Origin of the sequence: Actinoplanes lobatus (assembly GCF_014205215.1) — a bacterium.
GTDB lineage: Bacteria > Actinomycetota > Actinomycetes > Mycobacteriales > Micromonosporaceae > Actinoplanes > Actinoplanes lobatus.
In genome coordinates this window covers 6632807-6658174 of sequence record NZ_JACHNC010000001.1, presented here as the reverse complement: position 1 = coordinate 6658174, position 25368 = coordinate 6632807, and the positions used below count along the sequence as shown (strand labels likewise).

The window sequence follows — 25368 nt, the reverse complement described above, 5'->3', positions numbered from 1 at the left end:
CCCTTCAGATCGAAAGACCGTGACCGTACGGGAACAGCGGGTCCGTCGTGTCGTTCGGAACGTCCTCGCGGGACGCCTCGACCGCCGCCGTCGAGGAGGGCAGTTCGAAGGGCAGGGTCCCGGTGGTCGGCGCACGGCCGAACAGCACGTCCAGCAGTGCCTCGTCACCGGCGCCGAACGTGCCGAGCAGCGCGGCCACCTGCCCGGCCAGCGGGGTCAGCACCGCCGGCCGGCTGCTGCCCGGCTCCGTCGACGCGTAGCCTGAGCGCCGGCACCGGGCCGGGCGTCGGGTGAAGTGCAGGTTGCCCGGCATCGAACTCCTGACCCGGAAGGCCGCCTCGGCTTTCCGCCGACCGTCACCGGGATGACGATCCAGGAGTGACCGAAACCGCAGTCCTTATCGTGCTGGTGGTCGTCACCGCACTGGCCTTCGACTTCACCAACGGTTTCCACGACACCACGAACGCGATGGCGACCTCCGTCGCCACCGGTGCCGCAGCCGGCCCTGCCCGACGACGTCGCCCGTCAGTCCTTGATCGAGTCTCGGCGCTCATCGCGAGCGGTGGTTGTCGGCCCAGTCGGCGATGGCCGTGACGCCCGCCCCCCAGAGAGGCCGCGACCGCGGCGACAGCTTCTCGGGCTGAGTCATCGGTACGGCCGAGCACAGCCAGTGCACAGCGGCGAGGGCCGCCCGGCTCGGGTTCACCCAGGTGCCGGGCCGGTGCACGGCCGCGCGTCTTCTCCGGCCGATCCCCCCATCGGATCAGGGGCGATCAGCGCTCGACGGCCGGAACCTTGAACGCGGTGAGGTCAAGACTCACGCTGGAGCGGGCGTACCGCCACGGCGGAGAAGCGGGCGGTGGCCGAGCCGGTGACCTCCGGCCATGGATGGGCCGCCAGCAGGTCGGAGGCGTCGTCGGCCCGCGTTCCGTTGACCAGCACTTCGGCGGTCAACTGGTCCGGCGTCCGGTTGACGAACACCTTGATACCGCTGGGGCCGGCCGGGTCGAGCAGGTCGGCGACGTCGGCCCGCCCGAGGATTTCGGCGTCGCGCAGGGCGTCGCTGAGCGCCTCGAACTCATCCGGCTGCTCACCGTAGTAAACGATGTTCGACGAGATCGTGTGCCAGCCGGGAACGCCGGGAGCGCAGCCTTCGCGGTGCAGCGTCTCGGCGAAGCGTCCCTTCGAGCCGGTGGCCATCTCCAGGAAGCAGGCGCCCGAGGTCCTGATCCACAGTTGCGCGGCGGTGGCGGCCGGGTCGCTGCCGAAGCCGGTCACGCAGTCGACCACGGTCGGCCGGCCCTTCTTGGCCTTCAGCGTCCACCCGATGTCCCGGTGGGTCGGGGCGCCCTCGTGAATGTCCAGCAACATGACGACCCAGCCGGTGTGGCGCCCGAACAGCATGCCGTCGCTGGCGATGGCTTCCCGGGCCAGCTCGGGCGCCCGCATGCCGATCTCGTGGTAGAGCCGCAGGAGGAGTTCGCCGTCGGCCGGCTGGGGTGGTGCGGACGGGTTGACCGGCGGCTGGGCTGGATAGGTGGGCGAGGGCGCCTTCTTGCTGCGGTTCCAGAACACGCCCGCACCCTAATCGGAAGATCAACAAGGGGCCAGCCCGATCGCCTCGAAGTCATCCGGCGGACCCGCGGCGATTCCGTCCGGTCCACCAGCGATCCCCGGCGGGAACACCCCGAGGACGAGCGGCGCGGTTATAGCACCGAGCCCCAATCAGCACCACTATCGCGGGCTGCCGATGAACGTTCGGGTCGTCTCGGCGACGTGGGAACGCAGCCATTGATGGATGGGTTCGGATCCGGTACGAGGATGCCAGGCCATGCTGATGGTGATGGGCGGTAGGTCGAACGGAATCGGCAGGACGTGCAGCCCGGCTGTGTGGGCGGCAGTCCCGTTCTGATTCGGGGTGAGGCAGACGAGATCACTGTTACGGGCCAGGAGGATCGCGGCAGTGTGGGTGGGAGCAACCACGGCCACAGTGCGATGCAGGCCGAGGCGGGCGAGCTGATCGTCGAGCGGCCCGGTTGCCAGGCCACGGCGGGAGACGCTGACATGTTCGGCGGCGGCGAGGCGCTTCGCGGTCAACCGGCCGCGGGTGAGCGGGTGGCCGGCCCGGACGGCGGCAGCCACGGTCAATGTGGCCAGCGGCTCGACCACGGTCTCCGGGTCGCTGTGGTCGATGACGCCGACCTCGAGGTCGATCGCCGCGTCGCGCAGCGCGGTGGCGCCCTCCGAATCGTCCGAGGTCAGGCGCAATCGTACGCGCGGAGCCTCGGCACGCATCGCTGCCAGCAGGGGCGGCACGACGTCGGCGGATATCACGTCGCTCATCTGGATCGTCAGCGTCTGGCTCCAGGCTGACCGGGGGGTGTCCGGTCCATCCGACAGCAGGGCCGCGGCGCGAGCGACGAGGTCGTGCACCTGCGGCCTCAACCGGGTCGCGAACGGGGTGAGAACGAGGTTACGGCCGGCCCGGACGAGCAGCGGGTCCCCGAAATGGCGGCGCAGCCGGCCCAGGGTTCGGCTCATCGCCGGGACCGACGTGCGCAGCCGTCCGGCCGCGGCGGTGACGCTGCTGGTATCGAGCATCGCGTCGAGGGCGACCAGGAGGTTGTAGTCGATCGTTGCGGCGTCGGCGCGGGCGATGGTCACCTGCCGATTATCACCAATGCAAGCCAGCCCTATCAATGTTGCACTGGCGGTAACCGTTGCCCGTCTCTAGCGTCGTCGGCATGACGAGCGACATGCTGGCGGTGGCCAGCCAGAGCGGTGAAACCGTCGAGTTCTTCGAGCTGGACAGGTATCGGCACCTCGGTTCCGTCATGGTGCCTCCCGAGCCGCACGAAGTACTTCTGGATCCCGCCAGGCGGCTGCTGTACGTCAGCCATACGTACCGTTCCGGGCACTACCTCGACCACACCGGCCACGCCCAGCAGCTCAGCATCATCGATGTCGACAGCCGGCAGATCGTGGACATTCTCGACCTCGCCCCCGAGCGTGCCCCGCACGGGTTGCATCTGGACGCCGGGCGCGACCTGCTGTACGTCAGCGTTGAGGCGGGACCGGCGGGTCCGGGCGGTCTCCTCGTCCTCGACGCGTCCCGGCGTAAGGTCGTCGGCCGGATCGACGCCGAGGCCGACCAGCCACACTGGTTCGCCGTCACCCCGGACGGCGCCACCGCCTACACCGCCAACAAGCGAGCCGCGTACATCTCCGTGCTCGACCTCGGCAACGGCACCATCGTGAACCGCATCCCCGTACCCGGCACGGAGGAGATCACCGCAACCCCGGACGGCCGGTACGTCTACGCCGCCGCGCCCGCCATCGACCCGGCCACTGCCGCGGAAGCGGGCGGGCGCATCCTGGTCATCGACACCACCACCCACCGGGTGATCAACACCATCGCCACCGCCCTGCCGGTCAGCCCTCTGCACGTGACCACCGGCGGAACCCTCCTGGCCGGGCAGTGGCGACACACCATCGGAACCGACGGTGAGTTCACACCCCTCGACGGCGTGCTCAACACCTACGACACCGACGACTGGACCCTCACCGGCACCACCGACACCCAACGTCTGCCGATCAACATCCGCAGCGACCCCTCCGGGAGACGAGCCTTCGTGTCCAACCTCAACTCGGGCACCGTCAGCGTCGTGGAGTTGCCCAGCATGCGGACGCTCACTGTTCTCACTGTCGACCGAAGCGGCAGGACCACCGGCAAACGGTACGGCCAAGGCGCACACGGACTCACCTTCATCAGCCGCTGATGCCTGATCTCCGCTACAGCCGTCATCGGAGTTGGCGTAGCACGGACTCAGTTCCGCGATCTTTCCAAACCGGGTGTCCGTGGGAGAGGCTGCCGGACATGGGTGAGGTGTATCCGATGCCGACAGTCGGTGAGGTTTTCACCGACGTACGCGGCGACGGCCGGACGATGCGCGTCAGCTACCACGAGAACCGTCAGGTGGTCGTGGTGTCGTTGTGGGCGGACGCCGTGTGCCGCGGATCGTTTCAGCTGGCCGCCGACGAAGTGGGCCGCCTCACCGCGCTGCTGGCACAGGTCGCTCCCGCGACTGCCGAGGTCCCGTCGCCGTTGCCGTCGCCGGAGCAGACCGGCGACGTCTCCATGTTGGCACTCCCCACGGCTCTGACTCCGCGGGTCGCCTGAGCCTCTGCCCCGCGACGGGCCCGCGGGGCCGGGTTCAGCGGCGGCCGGTGGAAAGGGCGACGAGGAACTGGCCGCCGCCCGGTTCGACGGTCGTGGTCACGGGGAGGCCGGGAACGAGGCGGGTGAAACGGTCGGCCAGCCAGTCCGCCGCCTCCTGGGCGTCCTTGCGGCTCGGGCAGCGGGCCACCAGTTCCCGGCCGCCCTTGCGTTCCAGGCGTTCGGCGACGGTGAGCAGCGGGGCGGGCTCGATCACGTTGAGCCGGTCCGGCCAGGCGATGACGATCTTGACCGCGCCTTTGCGGGAGTTGCAGGCCCGGTGGGCGAGCCGCTCGGCGAGTTTGGCTTTCCGGTCGGCGGTCCGGGCGTCGACGCTGGCGCCCCGCGGGTCGTTCACCGACATGCCGGCGTCGACCGGCTCGTCGCACACCCAGCAGCGCCATTCGTCGCGCTTCGCCACTTCGTCAAGGGAGCTCATCGGTCACGAACCTACCCGCCACCGGGGAGGCGGACGGCCGCGGGGTCAGGTGGTGGCGACGATCAACGTGGGTCGAGCAGCTCCACCCGCAGCGCCGGATCGGAGGTGATCTCCGCCCGGGTGAAGCGTTCGGTCACCCACTGACCGGCGGCGTGGAGCCTGGTCTGGTCGAGGAAGTGTGGGGAGGCCGGGTTGCCCGATTGCGAGTACAGCATCAGGGTGCGCGTCCGCGGTCCGGCGGCGGTCAACTGGGTCGCCATCAGGAAGCTCGTGCCGAAGTCGACGTCCGGATAGTGCCCGTTCGCGTCCAGGCTGCCGGGCGGCTCGATCGCGTTGAAGCAGCCTTCGACCTGGGTGCAGCCGCCCAGGCCGATCGCCTGGTACCGCTGCGCGGCGTCGATGGGCGCGTCCAGCGGCAGGTGGGCCTTGGTGACCGTCTCGACCGCGTCGGCGAGCGCGGTGCGCACCTCGGCCAGGCCGGTGTTCAGGTCACGCGGTGTGGTGAGCGGCCGCGCCGGGTCGAACGGGGTTCGCCACATGTCGCCGGCGGTCGCGGCGAAGGCCTGGTGGAAGAATTCGCGCCACAGCACCGCGCCGGGGCTACCGGCTGTCGCCCGGCCGTCCCATCCGGTCAGTACGGTGCACGCCGACCGCACGTCGACCGGCGCCCCGTCACTGTTCGGCAGGGTGGCGGTGTGGGCGCACAGTTCTGCCACGGCGGGCTGGGCCAGTTCGGCGCCGAGGTTGCGGTCACCCAGCATGGTCGCCTGGAGGGTGTCCAGGGTGAAACCGGGCGGCCCGAGGCCGTCGGTGCCGGCCATCCGATCGGCGATCATGTCCAGCCCGAGCCGGGTCCGCAACGAGCGTTCCGTGCCCACATCGCCGACGATCCGGGGGAATGCCGTCAGTGGCGCGGCCGGGTTCGTCAGCCACGGGCTGTCGTTGGAGTTCGCCACGAAGTCGGTACGGGTGAGGCTGGGCAACGAGGCCGGACCGAACAGGCCCGGCACCACCGAGGCCGGGTCGGTGCCCCACCCGCAGCCGGACCGGCTGCCGTCCAGGACGATGAGGCGGGTCTGCTGGAACACCGGCTCGGACTGCGCGGTGGCGCAGCGGTCCGCGAGAGCGTCACTGACGGCGGGCACCACCTGCGCGTCGTTGTAGAGCACGGTCCCGGAGCGCTCCACGGCGATGGTGTTCATCCACGGCAGGCCATGGTGCCTACGCTGAGCGGCCCGCAGGTCGGCGAGGCTCTGCGCCCGGTTGAAGGCCAGCCACTGATCGACCACGCGGACGTTTCCGGCGTTCGCGTCGTGCAGCACGTACGCGGTTTCGGCGCTCCAGTCGAGCCCGGGTACCACGAGGACCGGGCCGTCCGGGGTGCGGTAGAGCGTACGGCTCACCGGGTGAACGCCGCGCGCATCGCGTACCCGTACGGTGATCTTCTGGGGTTGCATCGACCGTGCCCTACCGTCCACCAGGTACCGGGTCGGATCGCCGGGCACCAGGGTCAGCTGGGTGAGCGTGTCCGGGACGACCGTCGAGATGGTGTGCGTCCACGCGACCCCGGCGGTGTGCCCGACGATGACCACGGGCAGCCCGAACAGGGTGGCGCCGCTGACGTCCAACTGCCCGGGAATGGTCATCTGCATCTGGTGGAAGCGTGTGGCGGGCCGCCATGACAGGTGCGGGTTGGCCAGCAGCATGCCGGTGCCGTCGGCGGTCGCGTCCCGTCCGACGGCCCACGCGTTGCTGCCGAAACCCCGATCGGGTACGCCGACGGGGCGCCCCGTTCGAGCCCGGCCGGCGGTCGGCGGAGCGGTGGTCGCGATCGCCTGCGCGAACGCCGCACCACCGAGCGAGGTGACGATCTCGTTGATGCGCCGCCACACGTCCAGGGCGGTGATCGGGCGTACCCAGGCCGCGCCGCGACAGGTCGGATCCGGCAGGCCCGCCACCGGGTGTTTGGCCAGGTACCGGTTCACTCCGGCCGCGTACCCGGCCACGATGTCGCGGGCCGCGGCGCTGGGGCCCGACGGCTCGGGCTGGGCGAGGGCGGTGTCGAGAACACCCGAGCGGTCGACCGCGGCGTGGTAGATGTCGCTGTCGAGGTTGTTCACCCCGTCCGGGGTGGTGGCGTCGGCACCGAGGAACTGCGCACGTCGGCCGGACACGGTCAGGATGTCGTCCGCGAGGCCGCACAGGTTGTCCTCGGCGATCGCGTAACCGGCACCGAACCCCATGTCACGGTAGGACGCCGCCAGCACGTGCGGGATGCCGAATTCGGTGCGCATCACCACCACCCGGCTGCCCGCCACCGGGTCCGCACCCGCGTGCGCCGGCCCGATCGGCGCCCCCACCACGAGCGTGCCGGCGATGGCCACGCCGGCGATCCCGCGTCTCCACCCGGTCGGCCCGCGCTCGAATCCCCGTGATGACATCGATTCCTCCCGGGCTCGGCCGCCATCCCTACCCTGTCTATTCGACGCAGTGACCTCGATCAATCAGGGCAGGCCCCCATCCGAGCCATTAGGGGACCGGTCCCGCCGGCCCTTTCGGTGGATAGGCTGAGGCGTCTGTCCATCGAGGAGTGAAGATGCCGTTCGGGTTCGTGTTTCCGGTCGTCCTGCTCACGGTGGCCACCCTGGCCGTCCTCGTCCTGCCGCGCCGGCCGCGGGTGCTCGGCGGGGTCGGCATGTGGGCCGGCCTGGTCCTCAGCGAGCTGTCCCAGCTGGCGTTCTACCTGCTGGCGCTGACCACCGTGCTGAGCGTCGCGGGTGGTGACATCACCTCGCCGGCCGGCTGGATCATGGTGGCCGTCGCGGTGCTCTGCCTGGCCGGTCTCGCTCTGATCTTCGCCCGTGGCCTGCGCGCCCGCGCGGTGGTCCGGGACTTCCTGCGCACCGCCGGGCTGGCCGCCCCGCAGCGCCGCTGGCCCTGGGCGCGGATCATGCTGACCCCGTTCCTGCGCCGCCGTGGCGACGTCGAGCACCTGCGCGGGCTGGACTACGGGCCGGGTGGCCGCCGCCAACAGCTCGACCTGTACCGGCGCCGGTCCGCCCCGGCCGGCGCGCCGATCCTGATCCACTTCCACGGTGGCCACTTCGCGACCGGGCGCAAGGACAGCCAGTCGCTGCCGCTGCTCTACCAGCTGGCCGCCCGGGGCTGGGTGTGCATCAGCGCGAACTACCGGCTCAAGCCGGAGTTCGGCTTCCACGATCACCTGAGCGACGCCAAACGGGTGATCGCCTGGGCCCGCGAGCACGGCCCGGAATACGGCGGCGACCCGGCCACCGTGATCGTCGCGGGCAGCTCGGCGGGCGCGTACCTGGCCGCGTTGTGCGCGCTGACCCCCGGCGACCCGCGCTTCCAGCCGGGCTTCGAGGCGGCCGACACCGGCGTGGCCGCCGCCGTCAGCCTGGGCGGTTATCTCGGTGAGCTGGACCGGGACCTGGATGTGCCGACCTCACCGGAGGGCTACCTGCGCCCGGACGCGCCGCCGTTCCTGATCGTGCACGGCGGCAACGACCTGATGGTCCCGGCCGCGGCCGCCCGGGGGTTCGCGGAGCGTCTGGCCGCGGTCTCGACCAGCCCGGTGCACTTCCTCGAGCTGCCGTACGGCCAGCACACCTTCGACCTGTTCCATTCGCCGCGCTTCGAGGCGGTGATCGACGCCGTCGCCGCGTTCGGCGCCGCGGCCAAGACATCGTCGCGAGGCGGTGAGACGAAGCGCCCCGAGTCGGATACCGGCGAGGTTTTTCACTGACGGGAATGATCGCCTGAACGCTTGACGGCCTTCGTTACCGGGGCGTAACTTCCGCGCAACTCATCGACTGTCACCGATGGCGTATCGCGGGAGGCGTTCATGGAACAGGTCAGTCGGCGTCAGGCGCTCGGTGTCGCCGGTGGTGTGGTGGCGGGTGCGGCGATCGCCCAGGCAACCACGCCGCCGGCGTTCGGGGCGGCCGCCGCCACCGACGCGGACGTGATCGTGGTCGGTCACGGCCTGGCCGGGCTGGTCGCCACGGCCGAGCTCGCCGCGGCCGGCCGCAAGGTGCTGCTGCTCGACCAGGAGAACGAGGCCAACCTCGGCGGACAGGCGTACTGGTCGTTCGGCGGCCTGTTCTTCGTCGACTCCGACGAGCAGCGCCTCATGGGGGTCAAGGACAGTCACGACCTGGCCTGGCAGGACTGGCTGGGCACGGCCGGGTTCGACCGCGGCGTCGACGATCCGGCCGGGCAGGACTACTGGGCGTACAGGTGGGCCCAGGCGTACGTCGACTTCGCCGCCGGTGAGAAGCGCTCCTGGCTGGCCGGGCTCGGCCTGCAATGGTTCCCGATGGTGGGCTGGGCCGAACGCGGTGGCGGCCTCGCCGACGGGCACGGCAACTCGGTTCCCCGGTTCCACGTCACGTGGGGCACCGGGCCGGCGATCGTCGAGCCGTTCGAGAAGAAGGTGCGCGCCGGGGTCGCCGCCGGCACGGTGGCGTTCAGGTTCCGGCACCGGGTCGACGAGATCGTGCAGACCAACGGGGCGGTCACCGGCGTACGCGGGAAGGTCCTCGAAGCCAGCACCGCCGCGCGTGGCAAGCCGAGCTCCCGTACCGTCGTGGCTGATTTTGATCTGAAAGCGCCGATCGTGATCGTGGCCTCCGGCGGGATCGGCGCCAACCATGATCTGATCCGGCAGAACTGGCCGGCGCGGCTCGGCAAGGCGCCCACCACCATGATCACCGGGGTGCCCGCGCACGTCGACGGGCGGATGCTCGCGATCACCGCGAGGACCGGCGCGCGGATCGTCAACCCGGACCGGATGTGGCACTACACCGAGGGCCTGCGCAACTGGGATCCGATCTGGCCCGGTCACGGCATCCGGATCCTGCCCGGCCCGTCGTCGATGTGGTTCGACGCCACCGGTAGGCGGTTCCCCGCGCCGGACTGGCCCGGCTACGACACCCTGCACACGCTCGGGTCGATCACCACGACCGGTTATGACTACTCGTGGTTCGTCACCACGCAGAAGATCGTCGACAAGGAGTTCGCACTCTCCGGCTCGGAGCAGAACCCCGACCTGACCGGCAAGAATCTGTGGTTGCTGCTGAGCCGGGTCTGGCAGACGCCCGGCCCGATCCAGAAATTCCAGCAGTACGGCGAGGATTTCGTGAAGGCGGCGACACTGCCGGAACTCGTCGCCGGGATGAACCGGATCACCGGCACCGGACTGATCGAACTGGGCGCGCTGCAACGGCAGATCGAGGCCCGCGACCGGGAGATCGACAACGCCTACAGCAAGGACGCCCAGGTCCAGGGCATTCGCAACGCGCTGTCCTACCCCGGTGACGTGCTCGGGCGTACCGCCTCCGCGCACAAGATCCTCGGCCCGGACTCCGGCGGGCTGGTCGCGGTCCGGCTCAACGTGCTGACCCGCAAGACCCTCGGCGGTTTGCAGACCGACCTGCAAGGCCGGGTCCTGGGCGCCTCCGGCACCCCGATCCCCGGCCTCTACGCGGTGGGCGAGGCGGCGGGTTTCGGCGGCGGCGGCGTGCACGGCTATCGATCTTTGGAGGGTACGTTCCTCGGCGGCTGCCTGTTTTCCGGACGTGCCGCCGGACGCGCCGCCGCGGCAGCGGGGTAGGCGGGGGCTTCAGCGTTTCACCGGACTATCAATCGTTGCACCTCGATTGACTTAGTTTGGAGTCCCTCCTAATGTTCGGCGACGAGTGCCCTCGTCCCCTCCCCCATCGAAGGAGGCACCATGATCCGCTCCCTCCGCATCGCCGTGGCGAGTGTCGTGACCCTGCTGGTCACCGCCGTGTCGGTGCAGCTCGCCACTCCCGCACAGGCCGCCACCTGGAACTCCTCGGCCCAGTGGGCGACCTGGTCGAACGGCGGCTACACGCTCTACAACAACATCTGGGGTTCGGGCGCCGGCACCCAGGTGATCTGGGCGAACTCCTACAGCAACTGGGGAGTCTGGGCGGCCCACCCCGCCACCGGCGGCATCAAGGCCTACCCGAACGCCACGAAGTACCTCGGCAAGAAGGTGAGCGCACTCGGCACCACCACCAGCAGCTTCAACGTCACCGTGCCGACCAGCGGCGCCGCGTTCACGTCGGCCTATGACATCTGGTCGTCGGACAACGCCTACGAGATCATGCTGTGGATGAACGCGTACGGCGCCGTCGGCCCGCTCGGCACCCTGCAGACGACGGCCACCGTCGGTGGGCACACCTGGAGGATCTACCGCGGCTCCAACGGATCCAACGCGGTCTTCTCCTTCGTCCGCACCAGCAACACCAGCTCCGGCACCGTCGACATCCGGGCGATCGCCCAGTGGCTGCGGTCCGCGGGCTGGTGGGGTGACGTCACGGTCGGCAACGTGCAGTTCGGATACGAGATCACCTCGTCGGCCGGCGGCAAGGACTTCATCACCAACTCCTTCTCCGTCACCGGATGATCCCTCCTGCGGCCGGCCGGGTCCCCGACCGGCCGGCCGCAGGCCTGTCAGGGCTGTGGTCCGGCATCGAAACCCTCGGATTCGAGGCGTTCAGGCCGGGCAGGCCGGCTCCGGGGTACGGGGGCGTTGAAGGATCGTGGCGTTGAGGGCCATGTTGGCCGCGAACTGTCCGTTGACGACCTCGTGCCGTTCCAGGCGCTGTTGCACGGCAGGGTCGTAGCGGCCGAGCTTGACGAGGCCGTCGGAGAACCAGCCGTTGTCGCTGCCGCTGCCGTCGACGAACGCGGCATAGCGGCTGCCGCCGGGCCAGATGACCTTCGTCAGGAGGGCGCCGAAGGCGATCATGTCGGCGTCGGTCCAGAAGTCGGCCTGGTCGGCGGCTTCGACGACGTACGACAGGACGCCGTTGGCGTGGCTCACATCCTGACCCGGCCGTTGGGTGGCGCCCCACTCGTCGTTCCAGAAGTACGCCGACGGGTCCGCCGGGTGCGGTCGCATCTGGCCGCGCAGCCCGGTCGGATGGTTGGGCAGCTTCCGGTCGATGTCGTCCACGACCTGGCGATAGCGGGCGCGGCGGGCCGGATCATCGGTGATCGCGGCCAGGTTGAGGGCGATGGCCGCCCAGTGCGACGCCATGTGCGTACGATTGCGGTAGATGTTGTCGTTTGCTCCTCTGGTGTGCCATTTGTCAAAGACGTTCTTCTCGGCGAAGGCGAGCAGCCTCTCGTACTGTTCCCGGTATTCCGGCTCGTCGTGAACGGCCGCGGTCTGCCGCATGATCCGCAGAGTGGTGGTGGCGTGCCGCCAGAAATAGCTCTCGTAGAGCGGCACCTCGACGCCGGTCGGCCGCAGGTCCTCCCGGTTGGACACCCAGCCGAGGTAGGCGTCGCGGTACTGGCTGGTCGGAAGCCGCTTCGACGGCCGGGCGGTGGAGACCACGCCGGTGATGTACTCCAGCGCACGGTCCAGATACCGGATGTTGCCGGTGGCACGGAACATCGCCGTGTTGGCGTCGACGGAATAGGACAGGTCGTAGTGGCTCCAGCTGTCGGGTGTGCGGCTGGCCGGCAGGGCTTCGGTGCGCTCGAACTGCCATGTCTCGAGGTACCGCTTCTCCCAGTGCGACACCGGCAGCACGGTTACCGGTGACTTCTCGGTCGAGCAGGCCGGGCCGGCAGCGGTGGTGGGCGGTGGCGTGGTGGCGCGAAGTGCGAACAGTCCTGCGCCCGTCACGGCTACGGCCGCGAGTGCGAGCAATGCCCAGGGTTTGCGGGTCTGGAAGTTGACCATCGGAGTCCGATCGTCTTTCTGATCTGCGGGAACGCGGGCAGGCGCCACGGCGGCGTCAGGCCGCGGGCGCGAGGTCATGCTCGGGAGGATGCGTTCCTATATGCGCAGAACACCCAGGAGGCTCAGCGGTGAGTCCGGGGCCGCGGCGGCCGTCCCGGTAGCGGCTGCGCCCTGATCGATCAGCGCCGGCACCGCTGGGATCACCGCTAGGAGTACGGCGTCGGCGGTCACCCGAATGCGCTGGGTGAGGTGCGGTGTCCAGGTGTTGCCGTGCTGGTGCTCGTGCACGGTCTCGTGGTGATGGACCGCGACCACCGCGCCGGTCGCGGCCTCGATGTGCACGTGGCCACCGGCGGCATGGTGGGCGCTGGCCGCGGAGAACAGCGCGGCGGCCGCGAGCAGCAGCACGATCATGACCACGGCGACGAGCCCGGCCGGCCCTTCCCGGCCGGCCCGGGCGAACCCGTGCGGGCGCGCGGTCATGTCGTCCAGCCTAACCAGACAATGCGGCGAGACGGTCCCGCCGAACGTGTGACAACTCGTGGTGGTGCTGGTCGCCCGGGTGGCTGTCCGGGTCGACGTGCACGGTGGCGGCCGTGAGGCGGGGCACGTCGTGGGTGAGCTGGTGCTCGGCGTCAGCGGCGATCTCGTGGGCGGCGAGCAGGCTGAGCTCGGCGGAGACGACGATGGCGGCCTCGGCGTGCAGACGATGGCCGATCCAGCGCAGCCGCAGCCCGGAGACGTCGCGGATGCCGGGAACCGCGCGCAGCGCCCGTTCGGCGTGGTCGACGAGTTCGGGATCGACGCGATCCATCAGCCGCCGGTAGACCTCGCGGGCGGCGTCCTTGAGCACGAAGGCGATGGCGGCGGTGATGGCCAGGCCGACGACCGGGTCGGCCCAGCCCCAGCCGAGCCAGGCCCCACCGGCGGCCAGGACGACGGCGAGCGAGGTGAAGCCGTCCGTACGGGCGTGCAACCCGTCGGCGACGAGCGCGGCCGAGCCGATCCGGCGCCCGACGGCGATGCGGTAGCGGGCGACGATCTCGTTGCCGGCGAACCCGATCAGCCCGGCGGCGAACACCCACGGCAGGTGGGTCATGGTTCGCGGGTCGAGCAGCCGGTCGACGGCGAACCAGGCGGACGCCGCCGCGGAGGCGGTGATGACCAGGACGATCACGATGCCGGCCAGGTCTTCGGCGCGGCCGAACCCGTACGTGTAGGCCCGGGTGGCGGCCCGTCGGCCGAGCCAGAACGCGATACCCAACGGGACGGCGGTGAGCGCGTCGGCGACGTTGTGCAGGGTGTCACCGAGCAGCGCCACGGAGCCGGAGAGGACGACGACGACCGCTTGCAGCAGCGCGGTCACGCCGAGGCCGACCAGGGAGATCCACAGAGCGCGCATGCCCTCGCGGGACGCCTCCAAGGCGGAGTCGACCTTGTCGGCGCTGTCGTGCGAGTGCGGGGTGACCACGTGCTTGAGCCGGTGCCGCCATCCGTGACGGTGATGATGGCCGGTGCCGTGATGGTGGTGCTCGTGGGCGGACATCGCAGGCCTTCCCTCGTGGTCGAGACAGCCCATAATATGTGCTCATGCGCGCACGCGACAATGTTGCAGATGCCAATGACCTGCAGAAACGCGTTCCGGGCAACGCCGTGGTGGAGGCAGCAACGGTGCTGCTCGGGATGCTCGCCGACCCCACTCGCCTGCGGCTGGCGGCCTGCCTCGCCCACGGCGAGCAGGACGTCACCGCACTGACCGCCGCCGTCGGCGCGGCCCGCCCGGCGGTCTCCCAACATCTCGGCAAACTGCGGCTGGCCGGCCTGGTCACGGTACGCCGCGACGGCCGCCGCCAGGTGTACGCGCTCGCCGGCCCACACGTCGGCCGCCTGGTCACCGAGGCGCTGCACACCGCCGGGCACCGGGTGCCCGGCCGCCCCCGGTCGACATCGATCCCTACCTGATTTTCGGCGAGGCCGAGCAAACAGCGTCCATTTTGTACGATGTACGGTACGGCCGTGCTGACCTCCATGATGTTGATACTGAGCGTGCTCGTGGTCCTGTCCCTCGCCGCGGCCGTAATGTTCGTCCTGGTGACGATCGTGGCGGCGATCATTGGCGCCATCGTGCTGACCCGCCGCTAGGGTGTCAGGGTGGCCGAAACCCTGAACCTGAACCTGACGCTGGAGGCACGCGGCCCGGGCGGCGCCTTCGTCCTCTCCGACGAGCAGGCCGCCGCTGTCGGGGAGGGGCGCAAGGCGTTCCCGGTGCGGGTGACCGTGCGCGACGTGACGTTGCCGCTGCGACTGGCCCGGATGGGTGGCGAGAACCTGATCGGGCTGGCCAAGGCGGCGCGAGAGCAGGCCGGGGTGGAGATCGGCGTGGCCTACCAGGTGTCGATCGCCGCGGAGACCGGGGAACGTACGGTCGAGGTGCCGCCGGAACTCGCGGCCGCCCTCGCCGCCGACGATGACGCGAAGACGGCGTACGAGAAACTGGCGTACTCGCATCGCAAGGAGTTCGTCCGCTGGATCACCGAGGCCAAGCGTGAGCCCACCCGGGTCGAGCGGGTCGCCAAGACCGTCGAGATGCTCCGTGAAGGCCGGCATCGCTGATATTCAGCACGGAGCAACCTTGGACAGCAGGTCGTCGAGGGGCCTCGGCAGGACGTCCCGGTCGACGGCTGCCTCGACGAGCAGCCGGGCGTAGCGGGATTTCCGGCGGGAGCCGCTGGTCAGGAACCGCCGCATCTGGTCGTCCACGGACCGGTCGCGCCAGGCCGGCTGGCTTTGCAGCGCACGGAACGAGCCGAGGTCACCCTGCGCGTCGATGAGCGCCGCGAAGACGTCGGCGCCGACGGCCCGGATCAGCTCGTCCTCCAGGTCGTCGACGCAGACATGCGTACGGGCGGGGCCGAGCCCGCGCCGGAAGATGCCGGCCTCACGCAGGTCGCAGAGGCCGGCCAGCACCCGGGTGTTCAGCTCGCCGAGGACCCGCCCGAGCGCGTGGGCGCCGCCGATCGGGACGACCGTGACGTGCTCGGCGTCGAGGTCGCGGCCGCGGCGGTGGGCGGCCGTCTCCACCGCGATCTGGTCGCTGATGCCCTCGACGAGGATCAACGCGGTGGCGGTGCCGGCCTTCGCCAGCGCGCGGGCCGTCGCCTCGACGGGGGCGGCCGGTCCGCTCACATACCCGGCGAGCACCCGGCGGTCGCGTTCCCGGCGACGGTCCTTCCACTGCGGTGGCATGGTCGCCATCATCGGCTTCGCGGACGACGGCGGACAACCCGATAACCGATCACGCGGTCGTGCCGGACCGGTGCGCGGGTGATCCCGCACACCCGGGTCCGGCCGCGCGGGCTTCGGGCGGTCTTCTCTTCCCGCGGATGGTTCAAGTTCGCCGGCTGTCGGCCGTTGGTGAGGTCAGCGTGCTCGGTCGTCATCCGGGGAGTTCCGGGCTGGCGATTGACCGCACCGATCGTTGCTGACACCAGGTAGAGGAGGCGCTGATGTCGGATTCCCACCCCCCACGGGCTCCGCGGCGGGAGCATTGTGCCAGCTGCGGCACGGACCGGAACACCGCGGCGGGCGTCGACGCATTGGCCCTGGCTCTGGCCTGCCCCGCGTGTACGGAGAATGCCGTACTGGCCGTCACGGAGAGCGTGGCCGCCGCCGCATCGCCGGTCGATGCCCTGCACGAGGACTTGCAGCGGCTGCTCGGCGAACGTGACGGCATCAGCATCCAGGTCCTGCGACCCGAGTCGGCGGTCACGATCGTCCTCGCGTCGGGCTACCGGTGGCAGGTGTATCCCCCGTTCACCGGCGTCATCAGGGTCTCCGCCCAGCACGCGGCGCTGTACGGGCCGGACCTGGCACCCGTGCCGGGAATGCCACTGATCACGCTGATCAGCCTGGAGAACATGCGCGACCTGCTGATCTCCACCGAGTCAGGACCGGTCGCCGAGTTGATCGACGCCGACCTGATCACCCGGATGGAGGCCGACCTGTTCGATCCCGACACCCTGCTGGGCGAGGGCCACTGAGGTCTGCCCACAAGATCAGACAGCTATCAAGGTCGCTGTTCGAGGCGGGCCAGGCGCGCGGTGATGCCGTTCTCGTTGCGGCCGAACTCGGCCATCAGCTCCGGCACGGTCGCTCCCTCTGCGGCCCGGCGGGCGAGCCGCTGCTCCTCCTCCGGCGTCCAGAGCCGGTGGGAGTTCGGATGGTTCTGCCGCAGGTCGTCCATCGTGTAGGCGGGCGGCTGCTTCGGACCGGGACGCGGGCCGAGGCCCAGGGCATGGAGCTTGTACCGGATGCTGTTCGCCGTGCGCCCGAGCGATGCCGCGATGCCATCGACGTCGCAACCGTCACGGTGCAGACGGGTGACCAGCGCGGTCTCCTCCGCTGACCAGCTGCGCCCCCGCTGGACCGACGGCGTCCGCATGCTCTGCGGCTGAGGCCCGGGATCGGCGGCGGCGAACAGCAGCCGGGCCAGCACGCTCAGATCCGCGCGTGGGACGGTCCCGTTCAGGTGCGCGATGATCCGTCCGTCGGAGTCCGCGCCCGTGACCTCCACCGTGAGCGTCTCCCGGTCCGCTGTCGCGGTCAGGTCGTAGTGGCGGTGGCCGTCGCTGAGCTGCCAATACAACACGTACGTACTCCTCCGTCTCTTCCGGGCGAGACCCGGCACCACTCGATTACGCCACGGCCTATATTGGCGTTTCGAAGGAAGTTTGCGGGGTTCTAAGGAGGGGCGTGCCACGCGGAGCAGTCGGCGGCGCAACCGCGCAGCTCATCGCGGTGCTGGCCGGTCGCGGAGTGACGGTCTCCCGGTACCAGATCGAGCGGTGGCGGGCGACCGGAGACCTTCCGAGACCGGTACGTCACGGGCTGGGCCGAGGGCGAGGCGCCCACTCCGAGCCCCCGGATGAGGAGACGGTGCAGCGGACGATCATGCTGGCCGCCACCTCTCGGCGTGGCGCCCGGCGTGTCGGATCGCATCCCATCGAGCGCCTCGCACTCGGGATCCCCGTCGCTGACGACGAAGCGGGACAAGCGATCGACGACTGCCTGGCCGAGGTCGGCCGACTGTTCGGCATCGATCGGGGAAGCGGAGATCAGGCCTGGCAGGAACGTCACGACCGCATTCGCAAGGCTCGCGCCATCGCACCCGTACGCTGGGAAGATCTGCTCGAGGCGGTCGAGGGCGAGCCGGCTCGCACCGAGCCCTCCGCCGCTCGGATCCGCTCCGGTTTCTCCGGCATGGTCGACGTGCTGGCCGGCGACGACGACGCGGTGACCGACGACGTGATCAACTGGCTCGCCGTCGGCCTGCGACTGCCCGACGAGACTCTCGATCAAATACAGGACGGGGTACGCGCTGCGGAGCTCAGCGGCGATGCGAGCCTGATCGACTCTCTCAAGCTTCTGAGCCTCGATCATCTTCGGCGGGTGGGGCGACAGACCGGACTCGAACAGTGGCGTCGCGCGTTGCAGGTGTTCCTCAGGGTCAACCTGGCTCAGGCGTTCGTCGCCCTGCTCGGAACGCTCGACATCGCCGGCAGACCGGTCGACCTGGGCGGAGCCCTCCGTGTCGACGCGCACGTGGTCAACCAGCTACGCACGGACCCGGTCTGGGATCTCGCGAACCCGCACATGATCAACCTGTCGTCGCGGCGCCTGCCACAGACCCTGACGCTCGGCGCATTGGGAATCATCATGGCCGGGCAACTGGAACTGTGGGAGACCTATCTCGAACGGCTTGTCACCCTCACCCACCCGGCGCCACATTCGTAGCCGATAGCATGCCGGCATGGGTACGCCCGCAGCCGATCTCGCAGACGCCGCGTTCCTCGATGCCCGTGCACGCGCCTCCGCCCGCGACGGCGTGCTGGACGGCCGGTACGTGCTGGTGGACGGGGAACTGCTGAAGCAGGCGTACTCATCCGGCGATGCCGACGGACTCACCGTGGTGGTGCGCCCGGACCATCCGGGTGCCGGCGAGGAGCCGTCGGGACGCTGGGTTACGCGCGTGCCGTACCAGCGAATCGCCCTTCGGGTCTTCTTCACCACGACGGCCCGGCACCGCGACGACGGCCTGCTGGAACTCAAAGCCCGCGACGGTGGCACGGTGCGCGCGACCTGGTGGCGCGGGGACAACGCGGACATGGCTCAAACCATCCCGGCCGGGTTCATCTGGGAAAAGAACGACGACTACCACTACGGCACCGTCCCGTGGGACGAACTCGCCGACGTGACGATCTCCGTCCAGCAGCTTCCTGGACAGGTCCGTTCTCCGCAGGACGGCTGAGGCGCGAAGCCGCGATACCGTGCCCGGCGGCTTGCGACGTGCGGGCCCACCTCCCGGCAGGGTGTCGGATCTGCCGTAGGTCGTTCGTAGAACAGGTGAGGGCAGTCGGGGCAGAGGGCCCGGTACTTGATCTGGTTCGATCGACCATCGAGGGGTGACGGCATGGGCAAGCTCATCTACGTGACGAACGTGTCGCTGGACGGCTACATCGAGGATGAACGCGGCGCGATCGACTGGTTCCCGATCGGCGACGAGGTGTTCGCGTTCCACACCGACCTCCTGCGGTCTGCGGGCACGTTTCTCTACGGGCGGCGCCTGTACGAGGCGATGGCCGTCTGGGAGACCGACGCCGCTCTGGCCGCGCGGTCCGACCTCATGGCCGACTTCGCGAGCGCCTGGCAGGCGGCGAGCAAGGTCGTGTACTCCACGACCCTCGCCGCGGCGTCGACCGCCGGCACCCGTATCGAACGCCGTTTCGACCCCGCCGCGGTCCGCGAGCTGAAGGCCACGGCCGACAGCGATCTCACCGTGGGCGGCGCCAACCTCGCGGCGCAGGCTTTGAAGGCGGGGCTGGTCGACGAGTGCCGGTTGGTCATTCTGCCCGTTGTCCTCGGCGGGGGTAAGCCGGGGCTGCCGACCGGTATGCGCGCGGAGTTCGAGCTTCTCGATGAGCGCCGATTCCAGAACGGCGTCGTACACCTCCGCTACCGCGTCGACGGGTGAGCGCGCCCCCGGTGATCCCGGGGGCGCGCTCACGCGGCCATGACCCGGCTACCCGCGGGCGGGGCGCGGCGAACGGGCGGAGGCCAGTTCGCGCACCGCGTTGCGGTCGAGTTTTCCGGAGCCGGTCAGCGGAAGCGCCTCGATGACCTTGTAGCGGTCCGGAACCATGTACCGGGGAAGCGTCACCATCGCGTGCGGCTTCAGCTCGTCGGCGAGCCGGGCGGGCGCCGGCCCGTTCACGACGACGCAGGCGACGAGGAACTGCGCGCCCACGCCGGTGGTCGTCACGGTCACCGCGACGTCCCGTACCGAAGGATGTGTCCGCAGGGCGGCCTCGATCTCGCCGAGTTCGATGCGGAAGCCGCGCAGCTTGATCTGGGCGTCGTTGCGTCCCAGGAACTCCAGCGATCCGTCGGGGAGCCGGCGGGCCAGGTCGCCGGTGCGGTAGAAGCGGGTGGGGCGGGTGACGAAGCGCTCCGCGGTCAACTCGGGACGGTTGAGATATCCGGCCGCGACCGCTTCTCCCCCGATCAGCATCTCGCCGACCTCCCCGTCCGGGACCGGGTTGAGCTGGTCGTCGCACAGTTCGATGACGGTGTTCGCGAGCCCGTGGCCGATCGGTGAGCGGACCGCCCCGGACAGGTCGGCCTCGGTGAGGATCCGGTGGGTGGCGTAGACGGTGGTCTCGGTCGGGCCGTACATGTTGACCGGTACGACCGGCCCGCCGGTGAACGCCTTGCGGAATCCGGCGATGACCTCGAGGTCGACGCTCTCCCCGGCGAACACGAGGTAGCGCAGGTCGAGCGGCGGGCGGCCGGCGTCGTCGTACGCCAGCGCCAGCGACCGGAACACCGAGGGCACCTGCCCGAGGACGGTGACCCGGTTGGTCTGCAGCAGCCGCAGGAACTCGGCCGGGGACTGGGCGGCTTCCTGCGGCACGACGACCGCGGTGGCGCCGGTGCTCATGCTGGCCCAGAACTCCCACACGGACACGTCGAAGCTGAACGAGTGGAACAGCGCCCACCGGTCGTCGCCGTCGACGTCGAACAGCGGCAGCGCGGCCCGCAGCAGCGACAGCACGTTGGCGTGGGTGACGAGGCAGCCTTTCGGGCGGCCGGTCGAACCGGAGGTGTAGATGACGTAGGCGGTGTCGCCGGGTGCGGTGGCCGGCTCCACCAACCGGTCGCTGTCGCCGCCGGCGTTCGGGTCGACGAGGTCGCCCGGGGTGAGGCCGACCAGCCCGGCGTCGGAGGCCTCCCCGACGACGGTACGGATGGCCGCGTCCTCGACGATGTAGCGCAGCCGGTCGGACGGGTAGGTCGGGTCGAGCGGCACGTAGGCGGCGCCTGTCTTGAGGACCGCCAGGATGCCGACCGGCACCTGGGCGGAGCGGCCGAGCAGCAGTCCGACGTAGTCGCCGGGCCGCACGCCGCGCTCCTGGAGCCGGGCGGCGAGCCGGTCGGAGGCCTGGTCGAGTTCCTGGTAGGTGAGTGTGCTGTCGCGGTCGATGATCGCGACGCGGTCGGGCCGGCGGCGGGCCACGTTCCGGAAGAGGCCGGCGAGGCTGGTGTTCTCGGTGGTCATGGAGTTCCTCAGGAGGTCGGAGGGAGGGCTGTCGCCAGAGCGGTGAACGTGTCGGCCAGCGTCGCGGCGAAGTCGTCGGCCACGGCGGCGCGATCGGTGGTGATCACCAGGCGCAGTCCGTCGTCGTGCGGCCACACCTCGGCCTGTAGTTCGGTGGGGATGCCCAGGTAGGGCTGGCGCAGGAAGGTGGCCTGTGCCGGGGTCAGGTCCATGTGCGGCGTGGTGTTGTTCTGCAACGCGAAGATCGTCTGGAACAGTGGGGCCCGCCCGGACCGGGGTGGGTTGAGTGCCCGGACCAGCTCGGGAATGCTGACGTCCACATCGCGCATGGCGTCCTGGATGAGCCGGCCGGCGGTGGCGGCGCCGTCGGGTCCGAGGGCGCGACCGTGCAGCCGTACGCATGCCATGGTGATGAAGCAGCCCACCATGTGTTCGATGCGGGCGTCGACGCGCTGGGCCACCGGGACGCCGATGCCGAAGTCCCGCTGTCCGGTGCATTCGGCCAGCGCCCGGCCGTACAGCCAGAGCAGCAGCTGGAAGAGGCTCTGCCCGTGGTGGTCCGCGGCGGCGGTCAGCGCGTGGACCGTCGCGGCGGAGAGTTCCCGGGTGACCTGGGCCGGCCCGCCGGATTCGGCGCCCGCCGGGACCTGGAGTTCGGGAAGGCCGTTCAGTCCGTCGATGCGCCGCCGCAGCTGGTCGCCGGTTCCGGCCGCGGCACGGTGGGCGGTGCGGATGGTGTGCAGCCGCCCGAGGTCGGCGACCGGCGGCCACTGCGGCTGGTCGCCGTGTGCGCGGGCCCGGTAGGCGGTGGCGAGGTCGTCGGCGAGGACCGACTCGGACCAGCCGTCGAAGGCCACGTGGTGCACCGCGTAGGCGAGGACGGTGGTCGCCGTGCCGGTGACCGGGGCCGCGACGGTCCGCCACACCTCGCCCGCGGTCACGGCCAACGGCCGGGACAGTTCGGCGCGGGCCGCGGCGACGGCGCCGGCGACGTCGGCGGCCGACGGCAGCGTGGTCATCGGGGGTACGCCGGTGCGATCCGCGGTCCGGTAGAGGCCGCGCCGGCCGTGGCCGTAGTGGGCGTGCAGCGCCGGGTGCCGGTCGTGGACGTCGGCGACCGCCTGCCGCAGCGCCTCGTGGTCGACTTCACCGGTGACGATCCAGGTACCCAGGCAGTGCCCGGCGAGGCTGTCCGGATGCAGCAGGTGCTGGGTCAGGAACGAGCTCTCGGCGGCGGACAGCGGCAGCTCCCGCGGTACGTCGGCGCCGCCCTCGCCGTACCCCTCGGTTGTCGTGCGCAGGTGTTCGGCGAGGCTGTCGGCGGTGGGGTGGTCGTAGAGGGCGGACACCGGCACCGGCCGTTCGAGCTGTGTGGACAGGCGGGCGCACACCCGGACGGCGGCGAGTGAGGATCCGCCGAGGTCGGTGAAGCCGGTCCGGGCGTCGACGGCGGTGCGGCCGAGCACGTCCGCGAACACCTCGGCGACCAGGCGGGTCAAGGCGTCGGTCGGCGGGGTCACCGGGCCGGGCTCGGCGGGCTCCGGCCGGGTCAGGGCGAGCAGTGCCCGCTCGTCGAGTTTGCCGTTGGCGGTCAGCGGCAGCGAGTCCACGCTGTGGATCACGGCGGGCCGGTGGTAGGCGACGAGGCGGTCGGCCAGGATGCCGGCGGCGCCGGGCAGCGGGTCGCCGGGGGTGGTGGGGATGCAGAAGGCGGCGAGGTCCTGGACCGTGCCGTGGTCGTCGCGGCGGGCGATCACCACGCAGCGGCGGACCGGCAGGCAGGCTTCGATCTGGCGTTCCACCTCGGCCGGTTCGATCCGGTGCCCACGGATCTTGACTTGGCGGTCGGCGCGGCCGCGGTAGTGCAGCAGCCCGTCGTCGTCGCGGACCGCGATGTCGCCGGTGCGGTAGACGCGTACCGTCGCGCCACCCAACCGGAGGGTCGGGAACTTCTCAGCGGTCTGGGCGGGCAGGCCGGCGTATTCGACGGCCAGCCCGTCGCCGCCGATGCACAGCTCCCCCGGTTCGCCGGGCGGCGCCTCGCGGTCACCGTCGAGCAGATACACGCTGGTACGGGGAACGGGCCGGCCGATCGGGATGCCGCCGGGCCGGTCGCAGTCCGCCGGGGTGATGCGGTGGGTGGTGGCGAAGACGGTGCTCTCCACCGGCCCGTACCCGTTGAGCAGCAGGGTGCCGGGATGGGCGGCCAGGAAGCGGGCGACGTGTGGCGGGGACAGCCGCTCGCCGCCGATCATCACCTGGCCGATGCCGGTGAGGGCGTCCAGGTCCTCGTCGACGATCGCGTTGAACAGGCCGCTGGTCAGCCAGACGGTGTTCACGCCGTGCCGGCGGGCGCCGTCGCGCAGTGCCTGCGGTGTCAGGAACGGCTCCTCGACCAGCAGGGCGGTGCCGCCGGAGAGCAGCGCGGCCCAGATCTCGAGGGAGAAGCCGTCCCAGGCGGTGGGGGCGGCGACCGGGATGACGGTGTTCGTGTCGAAGCGGGCGAAGGAGTCCGGTCCGAAGAGGCGCAGGGTGGCCTGGTGCGGGCTGAGGACACCCTTGGGGCGGCCGGTGGTGCCGGAGGTGAAGAAGACACACGCCGGGTCGGTGCCGGTCACCGGGACCGGTGCGAGGGTGGGGGTGTCGAGGGCGGCTTCGGCGGCGGGCAGGGCCTGCCATACCGGCGCCGGCATGCGCCGGGCGCCGGCGGTCACCGCGACCTTCGGCCGCAGCTGGTCGAGGACGTCGCCGATGCGGGTGTCCGGCCAGGTGGGATCGAGATTCGCGTACGCCGCGCCGGTCTTGAGCACGCCCAGCATGGCGCAGATCAGTTCGATGCCGCGGGGCAGCAGGAGGGGTACGACGTCGCCGCGGCCCACCTCGTACTTGGTCAGGTGGGCGGCGTAGGTGGTGGCGGCCCGGTCGAGTTCCCGGTAGGTGAGGCGCCGGTCGCCGTGGATGAGCGCGACGGCGTCTCCCGCGGTGCCGGCGAGCGCTTGCACCGTACCGTGCAGGGTTTCTGGCATGGAGGGCTTTCTCCTAGGCGAGGGTGTCGGCAGTCGCCGGCGTGGCCGGAACGACCCGGGTCCTGCGCTGCGCGGCGGCGGTGATCGGCGGGCAGAGCAGGCCCGCGACGAGCAGCACGGCGGCCAGCGCGAGCCAGCCGGTACGGCCGTGGTCGATCGCCAGGACAGTGACCAGGAACGGTCCGGCGGTCTGCTGCAATCCGCGGCCGAGCGCGAAGACGCCCTGGTACTCGCCCTGCCGTCCGGGCGGCGGCAGGTGCAGGGACAGCCCCCAGCCGCCGGCCGCCTGGCCCAGTTCGCCGAGCACCAGCACCGCGGTGCCGGCCACCAGCGCCAGCACGGCCGGCACCATGGGCAGATCGCCGGTGAAGGCGAAAATGGCGCAGCACAGGGCGAGCAGCGCTCCGGCCCGGCGCAGCAGGCGGGCCGCTCCGGTGGCGGTCTCCGCGCCGCGGCTCATGGCGACCTGGAACGCGATGACCAGGATGGTGTCGAGGACCAGCAGCACCGACGTGAGCCAGCCGGGGGCGTGCGTGTGATGCAGGATCCACAGCGGCAGCGCGACGGTGAGGATCGGCTGGTACAGCTCGATGATGCCGCTGAGCAGGGCCAGCGCGACGAAGTGCAGGTCCCGCAGCCCGGAGCGGGTCCTGGTCTGCTGACCGGTGGCCGGCTGTGGTGGCGTGGTGGCGGCGGTGCGCCAGGTGATCACGGCGCAGGCGGCGTGTGCGGCGCCGGTGAGCAGCAGCACGGCGACGAACGCCGGCCGGGTGCCGACCGCGAGGGCCACGCCGGCGATGCCGGCGCCGGCCATGAAGCCCACGTTGAACAGGCTGCGCATCTGCGCCGCGACCCGGACCCGCGCCCCGGGATCGAACAGGGCGTGGGTGAGGGTCATCCGCAGCGGGTGCGACGACGTTTCGAAGATCGAGATCAGCGAGGCGACGACGACGAACGTGGTGAAGTTCCCGACGACGCTGTACGAGGCGAACAGCACCGCCAGCGCCGCGTAGGTCACCAGCAGCAGCGGCCGCGCGCCGATCCGGTCGGCGAGCCGCCCGAGGGGGACGGTGCACAGCAGCCCGGCCAGTCCGGCGGCGGACAGTCCGAGGCCGATGCGGCCGGCGCTGAGGCCGACCTCACGGCTGAGGTAGATGGCGCCCGAGCTGAGGAAGAGCCCGAATCCGAGCGCCTGGACGGTGGTCAGTACCGCCAGCCGCCGGGCGGGGCCGGGATCGGGTACGAGCTCGCGTGCCCATCCCTGGACGGCTGCGAGGGCTCGGCTCTGGTTCACGGATTCGTGCTCCTCATCAACGGTGGTTCGGC

At 70.8% G+C, this 25368-nt stretch carries 26 protein-coding genes; 13 read left to right on the top strand and 13 right to left on the bottom strand.

The window, feature by feature from the left end:
• Positions 1–4: 4 nt before the first annotated feature.
• Positions 5–313 (bottom strand): glycoside hydrolase family 3 C-terminal domain-containing protein, encoded by a 309-nt coding sequence (locus BJ964_RS30595; RefSeq protein WP_229807210.1) that lies wholly within the window; start codon positions 311–313, stop codon positions 5–7.
• Positions 314–378: 65 nt separating this feature from the next.
• Between BJ964_RS30595 and BJ964_RS47455 the strand changes: the two genes are divergently transcribed.
• A complete protein-coding gene (locus BJ964_RS47455; protein WP_203832789.1) occupies positions 379–594 on the top strand; it encodes a hypothetical protein in 216 nt (71 codons plus the stop codon).
• Between the two features lie 216 nt (positions 595–810).
• Here BJ964_RS47455 and BJ964_RS30585 read toward each other — a convergent pair whose 3' ends face one another.
• On the bottom strand, positions 811–1575 hold the full coding sequence (locus tag BJ964_RS30585; protein WP_188123909.1) for a DUF6348 family protein: 765 nt from the start codon (positions 1573–1575) through the stop codon (positions 811–813).
• Positions 1576–1734: 159 nt separating this feature from the next.
• The gene (locus tag BJ964_RS30580; protein WP_203832782.1) at positions 1735–2664 is read right to left on the bottom strand and encodes a LysR family transcriptional regulator; all 930 of its coding nucleotides are present in this window, start codon (positions 2662–2664) and stop codon (positions 1735–1737) included.
• Between the two features lie 80 nt (positions 2665–2744).
• Between BJ964_RS30580 and BJ964_RS30575 the strand changes: the two genes are divergently transcribed.
• Entirely contained in the window at positions 2745–3779 is a 1035-nt protein-coding gene (locus BJ964_RS30575; RefSeq protein ID WP_188123908.1) for a YncE family protein, read from the top strand.
• 116 nt (positions 3780–3895) lie between these two features.
• Entirely contained in the window at positions 3896–4180 is a 285-nt protein-coding gene (locus BJ964_RS30570; RefSeq protein ID WP_188123907.1) for a hypothetical protein, read from the top strand.
• 34 nt (positions 4181–4214) lie between these two features.
• On the opposite strand, the gene BJ964_RS30565 is transcribed toward BJ964_RS30570, so the two are convergent.
• On the bottom strand, positions 4215–4655 hold the full coding sequence (locus BJ964_RS30565) for a hypothetical protein (RefSeq protein ID WP_188123906.1): 441 nt from the start codon (positions 4653–4655) through the stop codon (positions 4215–4217).
• 62 nt (positions 4656–4717) lie between these two features.
• Positions 4718–7096 (bottom strand): penicillin acylase family protein, encoded by a 2379-nt coding sequence (locus BJ964_RS30560; RefSeq protein WP_188123905.1) that lies wholly within the window; start codon positions 7094–7096, stop codon positions 4718–4720.
• Between the two features lie 155 nt (positions 7097–7251).
• Here BJ964_RS30560 and BJ964_RS30555 point away from each other — a divergent pair, with 155 nt between their 5' ends.
• From BJ964_RS30555 to BJ964_RS30545, 3 genes are all read left to right on the top strand, one after another.
• Positions 7252–8421, top strand: a complete 1170-nt coding sequence (locus BJ964_RS30555) for an alpha/beta hydrolase (RefSeq protein WP_188123904.1) — start codon at positions 7252–7254, stop codon at positions 8419–8421.
• Positions 8422–8520: 99 nt separating this feature from the next.
• On the top strand, positions 8521–10290 hold the full coding sequence (locus BJ964_RS30550; protein WP_188123903.1) for an FAD-binding dehydrogenase: 1770 nt from the start codon (positions 8521–8523) through the stop codon (positions 10288–10290).
• A 120-nt stretch (positions 10291–10410) separates the two neighbouring features.
• Positions 10411–11112, top strand: coding sequence for a GH12 family glycosyl hydrolase domain-containing protein (locus BJ964_RS30545; RefSeq protein WP_188123902.1), 702 nt, complete (start codon positions 10411–10413; stop codon positions 11110–11112).
• Between the two features lie 90 nt (positions 11113–11202).
• Here BJ964_RS30545 and BJ964_RS30540 read toward each other — a convergent pair whose 3' ends face one another.
• From BJ964_RS30540 to BJ964_RS30530, 3 genes are all read right to left on the bottom strand, one after another.
• The gene (locus BJ964_RS30540; RefSeq protein WP_188123901.1) at positions 11203–12402 is read right to left on the bottom strand and encodes a hypothetical protein; all 1200 of its coding nucleotides are present in this window, start codon (positions 12400–12402) and stop codon (positions 11203–11205) included.
• A gap of 96 nt (positions 12403–12498) precedes the next feature.
• Positions 12499–12885: a hypothetical protein gene (locus tag BJ964_RS30535; protein WP_188123900.1), complete on the bottom strand. Its 387-nt coding sequence runs from the start codon at positions 12883–12885 to the stop codon at positions 12499–12501.
• A gap of 10 nt (positions 12886–12895) precedes the next feature.
• Positions 12896–13948: a cation diffusion facilitator family transporter gene (locus tag BJ964_RS30530; protein WP_188123899.1), complete on the bottom strand. Its 1053-nt coding sequence runs from the start codon at positions 13946–13948 to the stop codon at positions 12896–12898.
• A gap of 44 nt (positions 13949–13992) precedes the next feature.
• On the opposite strand from BJ964_RS30530, the gene BJ964_RS30525 reads away from it, so the two are divergent.
• From BJ964_RS30525 to BJ964_RS30520, 3 genes are read left to right on the top strand one after another with little or no spacing between them, the layout of a single operon-like run.
• Positions 13993–14364: an ArsR/SmtB family transcription factor gene (locus BJ964_RS30525; RefSeq protein ID WP_188123898.1), complete on the top strand. Its 372-nt coding sequence runs from the start codon at positions 13993–13995 to the stop codon at positions 14362–14364.
• A gap of 54 nt (positions 14365–14418) precedes the next feature.
• Positions 14419–14544 carry a hypothetical protein gene (locus BJ964_RS48280; RefSeq protein ID WP_262479377.1) on the top strand — a complete coding sequence of 42 codons (126 nt, stop codon included), beginning with the start codon at positions 14419–14421 and terminating at the stop codon, positions 14542–14544.
• Positions 14545–14553: 9 nt separating this feature from the next.
• Complete coding sequence (locus tag BJ964_RS30520) at positions 14554–15015, top strand: YdeI/OmpD-associated family protein (protein ID WP_188123897.1); 462 nt, start codon at positions 14554–14556, stop codon at positions 15013–15015.
• Positions 15016–15018: 3 nt separating this feature from the next.
• On the opposite strand, the gene BJ964_RS30515 is transcribed toward BJ964_RS30520, so the two are convergent.
• Positions 15019–15648, bottom strand: coding sequence for an ATP-dependent endonuclease (locus BJ964_RS30515; protein WP_229807211.1), 630 nt, complete (start codon positions 15646–15648; stop codon positions 15019–15021).
• Positions 15649–15908: 260 nt separating this feature from the next.
• On the opposite strand from BJ964_RS30515, the gene BJ964_RS30510 reads away from it, so the two are divergent.
• Positions 15909–16442, top strand: a complete 534-nt coding sequence (locus tag BJ964_RS30510) for a hypothetical protein (protein ID WP_188123896.1) — start codon at positions 15909–15911, stop codon at positions 16440–16442.
• A 26-nt stretch (positions 16443–16468) separates the two neighbouring features.
• On the opposite strand, the gene BJ964_RS30505 is transcribed toward BJ964_RS30510, so the two are convergent.
• Positions 16469–17050, bottom strand: a complete 582-nt coding sequence (locus tag BJ964_RS30505) for a hypothetical protein (RefSeq protein ID WP_188123895.1) — start codon at positions 17048–17050, stop codon at positions 16469–16471.
• A gap of 287 nt (positions 17051–17337) precedes the next feature.
• Between BJ964_RS30505 and BJ964_RS30500 the strand changes: the two genes are divergently transcribed.
• The 3 genes from BJ964_RS30500 to BJ964_RS30490 all read left to right on the top strand — a co-directional run bounded on the left by BJ964_RS30500 (position 17338) and on the right by BJ964_RS30490 (position 19432).
• Positions 17338–18195: a hypothetical protein gene (locus tag BJ964_RS30500; RefSeq protein ID WP_188123894.1), complete on the top strand. Its 858-nt coding sequence runs from the start codon at positions 17338–17340 to the stop codon at positions 18193–18195.
• A gap of 16 nt (positions 18196–18211) precedes the next feature.
• Complete coding sequence (locus tag BJ964_RS30495) at positions 18212–18709, top strand: hypothetical protein (protein WP_188123893.1); 498 nt, start codon at positions 18212–18214, stop codon at positions 18707–18709.
• Between the two features lie 162 nt (positions 18710–18871).
• Positions 18872–19432: a dihydrofolate reductase family protein gene (locus BJ964_RS30490; protein ID WP_188123892.1), complete on the top strand. Its 561-nt coding sequence runs from the start codon at positions 18872–18874 to the stop codon at positions 19430–19432.
• Positions 19433–19480: 48 nt separating this feature from the next.
• Here the strand turns inward: BJ964_RS30490 and BJ964_RS30485 are convergent, their stop codons facing one another.
• Genes BJ964_RS30485 through BJ964_RS30475 form a run of 3 tightly spaced genes read right to left on the bottom strand, consistent with a single transcriptional unit; the run spans position 19481 to position 25336 of the window.
• The gene (locus BJ964_RS30485) at positions 19481–21016 is read right to left on the bottom strand and encodes an amino acid adenylation domain-containing protein (protein WP_188123891.1); all 1536 of its coding nucleotides are present in this window, start codon (positions 21014–21016) and stop codon (positions 19481–19483) included.
• Between the two features lie 8 nt (positions 21017–21024).
• Positions 21025–24042 carry a non-ribosomal peptide synthetase gene (locus tag BJ964_RS30480; RefSeq protein ID WP_188123890.1) on the bottom strand — a complete coding sequence of 1006 codons (3018 nt, stop codon included), beginning with the start codon at positions 24040–24042 and terminating at the stop codon, positions 21025–21027.
• A gap of 13 nt (positions 24043–24055) precedes the next feature.
• Entirely contained in the window at positions 24056–25336 is a 1281-nt protein-coding gene (locus tag BJ964_RS30475) for an MFS transporter (RefSeq protein ID WP_188123889.1), read from the bottom strand.
• Positions 25337–25368 lie beyond the last annotated feature (32 nt).

Bases quoted from the DNA above. Each gene is read 5' to 3' on its own strand.
- BJ964_RS30485 (WP_188123891.1), bottom strand. From the start codon at position 21,016: ATGACCACCGAGAACACCAGCCTCGCCGGCCTCTTCCGGAACGTGGCC.
- BJ964_RS30530 (WP_188123899.1), bottom strand. From the start codon at position 13,948: ATGTCCGCCCACGAGCACCACCATCACGGCACCGGCCATCATCACCGT.
- BJ964_RS30495 (WP_188123893.1), top strand. From the start codon at position 18,212: ATGGGTACGCCCGCAGCCGATCTCGCAGACGCCGCGTTCCTCGATGCC.
- BJ964_RS30570 (WP_188123907.1), top strand. From the start codon at position 3,896: ATGCCGACAGTCGGTGAGGTTTTCACCGACGTACGCGGCGACGGCCGG.
- BJ964_RS30560 (WP_188123905.1), bottom strand. From the start codon at position 7,096: ATGTCATCACGGGGATTCGAGCGCGGGCCGACCGGGTGGAGACGCGGG.
- BJ964_RS30515 (WP_229807211.1), bottom strand. From the start codon at position 15,648: ATGCCACCGCAGTGGAAGGACCGTCGCCGGGAACGCGACCGCCGGGTG.
- BJ964_RS30490 (WP_188123892.1), top strand. From the start codon at position 18,872: ATGGGCAAGCTCATCTACGTGACGAACGTGTCGCTGGACGGCTACATC.
- BJ964_RS30595 (WP_229807210.1), bottom strand. From the start codon at position 313: ATGCCGGGCAACCTGCACTTCACCCGACGCCCGGCCCGGTGCCGGCGC.
- BJ964_RS30555 (WP_188123904.1), top strand. From the start codon at position 7,252: ATGCCGTTCGGGTTCGTGTTTCCGGTCGTCCTGCTCACGGTGGCCACC.
- BJ964_RS30575 (WP_188123908.1), top strand. From the start codon at position 2,745: ATGACGAGCGACATGCTGGCGGTGGCCAGCCAGAGCGGTGAAACCGTC.
- BJ964_RS30535 (WP_188123900.1), bottom strand. From the start codon at position 12,885: ATGACCGCGCGCCCGCACGGGTTCGCCCGGGCCGGCCGGGAAGGGCCG.
- BJ964_RS30550 (WP_188123903.1), top strand. From the start codon at position 8,521: ATGGAACAGGTCAGTCGGCGTCAGGCGCTCGGTGTCGCCGGTGGTGTG.
- BJ964_RS30510 (WP_188123896.1), top strand. From the start codon at position 15,909: ATGTCGGATTCCCACCCCCCACGGGCTCCGCGGCGGGAGCATTGTGCC.
- BJ964_RS30540 (WP_188123901.1), bottom strand. From the start codon at position 12,402: ATGGTCAACTTCCAGACCCGCAAACCCTGGGCATTGCTCGCACTCGCG.
- BJ964_RS30565 (WP_188123906.1), bottom strand. From the start codon at position 4,655: ATGAGCTCCCTTGACGAAGTGGCGAAGCGCGACGAATGGCGCTGCTGG.
- BJ964_RS30525 (WP_188123898.1), top strand. From the start codon at position 13,993: ATGCGCGCACGCGACAATGTTGCAGATGCCAATGACCTGCAGAAACGC.
- BJ964_RS30480 (WP_188123890.1), bottom strand. From the start codon at position 24,042: ATGCCAGAAACCCTGCACGGTACGGTGCAAGCGCTCGCCGGCACCGCG.
- BJ964_RS30545 (WP_188123902.1), top strand. From the start codon at position 10,411: ATGATCCGCTCCCTCCGCATCGCCGTGGCGAGTGTCGTGACCCTGCTG.